The organism is Deltaproteobacteria bacterium (assembly GCA_003194485.1).
Taxonomy (GTDB): domain Bacteria; phylum Desulfobacterota; class Dissulfuribacteria; order Dissulfuribacterales; family UBA3076; genus UBA3076.
Genome location: PQXD01000060.1, coordinates 1 through 3,330, shown reverse-complemented (window position 1 = coordinate 3,330; position 3,330 = coordinate 1). Strand labels below are relative to the sequence as shown.

Annotated in this window: 4 protein-coding genes; 1 reads left to right on the top strand and 3 read right to left on the bottom strand. The window is 44.7% G+C overall.

Features of this window, described 5'->3' with window-relative positions; all coding sequences use genetic code 11:
* Positions 1-53: 53 nt before the first annotated feature.
* From C4B57_11905 to C4B57_11895, 3 genes are read right to left on the bottom strand one after another with little or no spacing between them, the layout of a single operon-like run.
* Complete coding sequence (locus C4B57_11905; GenBank protein PXF50603.1) at positions 54-251, bottom strand: hypothetical protein; 198 nt, start codon at positions 249-251, stop codon at positions 54-56.
* A gap of 21 nt (positions 252-272) precedes the next feature.
* On the bottom strand, positions 273-1,247 hold the full coding sequence (locus C4B57_11900) for an RluA family pseudouridine synthase (GenBank protein ID PXF50602.1): 975 nt from the start codon (positions 1,245-1,247) through the stop codon (positions 273-275).
* Between the two features lie 50 nt (positions 1,248-1,297).
* A complete protein-coding gene (locus C4B57_11895; GenBank protein ID PXF50601.1) occupies positions 1,298-1,807 on the bottom strand; it encodes a CarD family transcriptional regulator in 510 nt (169 codons plus the stop codon).
* Between the two features lie 585 nt (positions 1,808-2,392).
* On the opposite strand from C4B57_11895, the gene C4B57_11890 reads away from it, so the two are divergent.
* Positions 2,393-3,226 (top strand): hypothetical protein, encoded by an 834-nt coding sequence (locus tag C4B57_11890; GenBank protein ID PXF50600.1) that lies wholly within the window; start codon positions 2,393-2,395, stop codon positions 3,224-3,226.
* Positions 3,227-3,330 lie beyond the last annotated feature (104 nt).

Here is a 3,330-nt window from a genome sequence, read left to right as displayed (position 1 = left end):
ATTAGAAAAATTGAGGAGTTGACTCAAAAAATGGTTGCTCTATGAAAGAATCTTCAGACCAATGGCAGTAATTGTATGGCAAGCAGCCTGCCCGGTGCTTGCTGCCTGTATCTTATATGAAATATCCGGGGAAAAGTGACAAAAATTGTCAATTTTTTGGTATCAGTCACAGGGGAGCATTCACTTCGCTCCATCCAGTGCCATATACTTCCTGTATGAGAGAGAAGACATCCATAATACATAAAATACATAATCTGGGATCAATTCCCGCGTCAGGCATTCAGGCTCCTGAGCCTCTCAAGGACAGAGGTCATATCTTCCGGCAGATTGCTTTCCCATTTCATTTTTTCCCCTGTGACGGGATGAGTAAACTGCAAGCAGGCAGCATGAAGCATCTGTCTTCGGATCTGGATAACTGCACCCCCGATCCTGAATTCCGTCGGCCCGCCGTATAAGGAGTCACCCAGGACGGGATGTCCCATGGAACTCATATGGACACGGATCTGGTGTGTTCTCCCTGTACGTATTTTTAACGACAAAAGGCTCGTGCCCCTGAATTCCTCAACAACCTGCCACTCTGTTATGGCAGATCTTCCATTTCCGGATCTGATGGACATCTTCTTTCGATTAACAGGGTGACGTCCCACGGCCGAATCCACACGACCGCTCTTGTCCCGGAGCCGGCCACTGACAAGGGCAAGATAGGTCTTGTCGATCTTTCCCTCCTTGAACTGCCTTGCTAATCCACGGTGCGTCTCATCATCCTTTGCTGCGACCATCAGGCCCGATGTGTTCTTGTCAAGCCTATGTACGATGCCAGGCCTGAGATACCCGCCTATACCCGAAAGATCCCGGCAATGATGCAGAAGGCCGTGAACCAGAGTGTGATCCTCTTCTCCAGCCCCGGGATGGACGACGAGGCCGGCTGGTTTTTCCAGCACAAGCAGATGACTGTCTTCGTAAAGGATTGCAAGAGGAATCGGAACAGGCTCGACAGACAACGGTCTTAAAGCAGGTATATGGACATCAATGCAGTCTCCGGCATGAACCCTGAGACTTGAAGAGGTTCTGGCACATCCTCTGACTTTTATATGGCCGTCTTGAATGAGGTGTTGAATTTGTGACCTTGAGAGCCCAAGGTCCTTTAAGGCAAGGAATTTATCCAGTCTCTGTCCGGCGCTATTGTCATTTACCTTTATAAATAAGTACTTGGAGGTGCCTGCAGAGAGATACGTACCTCCACTCATCCGGTCTTTTCTTTCACCCTCCTCAGACCCTGGAGAGCAATACGAAACATCTAAGCCTCAACCTCGGCCACTGCATTCACATTATTAAAGATGGACTCGATTCCCTCTGTGATCTCTTCTTCTCTTTTTTCCTTGGCCACGGAAAGTTCTTTAACAAGTAAACCCTTGGCGGTATCCAGCATTTTTTTCTCTCCGAATGAAAGGGGCTTATCCATCTGCAGAATATAGAGATCCCTCAAGACTGCAGCCAGATCAAAAATCGAACCCGATTTAATTTTATCCATATACTCCCTGTAACGACGGTTCCATGTCTGAGGAGTAAACTCCACATCCTTTTTCTCTAAAATAGCATAGACCCTCTCGACTTCATCACTTGAAATAACTTTCCTGAGCCCGACTTGTGCCGCGTTTTTCCTGGGGATCATAATTTTCATGTCATTATCAAGGATACGTATCACGTAAAAAATATGCTCGGTACCAGATATTGATTTCTCCTCTATGCCCTCGATCAGACCCACTCCATGTGCAGGATAAACTGCCATATCTCCAACATTAAACATGGTGATTAACCCCTAATAGCTTCAAACAATAAAATAAGACCATAGCGATTTTCTTAAAAATTAATATAACACAATTTTACATTTTCCGAAACATGCCGAGTTAATCTCATTACGAAGTGTGAACGGCAGACCAGGTGTTCGTATCTCTCTCAACTATTTAAAAGGACCTGTCGATAATAGAAAGAAGTTCTTCGAGCTGGCGTCGCGTAATGGGGAGAAATGAGAATCATCCGGCCCTATAGCAAATGATGCTGCAGAAATCCGTATTTTATCGTAAAAAAGCCCGAAGCCGGAATCTACGAGGGGGGGGAAACATGAAAATCAAATTCTTCAAATTGATTGGCCTGAGCCTGAGCGTCTTACCCGGCATGATTTTAAGTACAATAATTGATTCGTCAAACGCAAGTGCTTCCGGGTTTGCAGTCTATCCACGCGGAGCAGAAGGGTTGGCTATGCAACACAATGTTATTGCTCATACCGAAGGGCCTAATTCTAACTACTATAATCCTGCCTTGATTACCGAGCTTAAAGGAACACAGATAGAATCGGGCTCAACTCTTATATTTCCATCAAGAGAGTTCGAGAGTGACCAAACCGGTAGGACAGAAAAGGCAAAAAAACCAAATTTACTATCCAAGCGCATTTTCCCTTACACACCAATTAAGTAACAGGTTCACTATGGGTATTAGTGTTTTCAATCCATTTGGTCTTGGCAATGATTGGGGCAAAAAGTGGGAAGGAAGGTATCTTGCCACCAACTCTGAACTGCTGACATTCAATATAAATCCAAACATTGCGTGGAAGGTAAGCGATAGACTGGCAGTGGCAGGAGGTCTTGATTTTTTATATCTGGACGCCACGCTTGAGAAAAACATAAATTTTTCAACATATGGACTCCCGGATGGTAAACAAAAATTTGAGGGCGACGGCGACGGCTTTGGCTATAATCTTGGTCTCGTATATCACCTGAATGAAGATTGGTCGTTTGGGGCCAGCTATCGCAGCAAAATCACAGTGGATACCGAAGGAGATGGAAAATTCAGGCTTCCGCAAAATACTCCGGCATTGCTGAGGTCATATTTTCCCAATACTGACGGAAGTGTTGATGTTGAACTTCCTGCGCAGTTATTTTTTGGGTTATGTTACAAAGGTATTGATAAACTTACGGTGGAACTTGGCGGCAGATGGGAAGGGTGGTCACGTTATGAAAAATTGGCATTTAAGTTTGACCAGCCGATTGCGGGAAGCAGGTCTTCCGTGTTTGAGAAAAACTGGAATAATGTGATGTCTTATAGTGTCGAAGCCAAATATGATGTAAATGACACACTTGCTATTTTGGCAGGCTATCGTTTCGAAGACAACCCTGTGCCGGGTGATACATTTGAACCGGCAGTACTGAGTCTGTCCCGCAAATATTAGTTGCAAAATGAGGCCGAATTCGGTAAAATATTATATAATTTCAACATGATAATTGCTTTTTGAGGGCCTCATGAACTACAATTTCAGAAGCTATAATCCGGAGC

What these genes read in the sequence shown, in the direction of transcription:
- C4B57_11900 (PXF50602.1), bottom strand. Translation starts at nt 1,247, where the DNA reads ATGAGTGGAGGTACGTATCTCTCTGCAGGCACCTCCAAGTACTTATTT.
- C4B57_11895 (PXF50601.1), bottom strand. Translation starts at nt 1,807, where the DNA reads ATGTTTAATGTTGGAGATATGGCAGTTTATCCTGCACATGGAGTGGGT.
- C4B57_11905 (PXF50603.1), bottom strand. Translation starts at nt 251, where the DNA reads ATGTATTTTATGTATTATGGATGTCTTCTCTCTCATACAGGAAGTATA.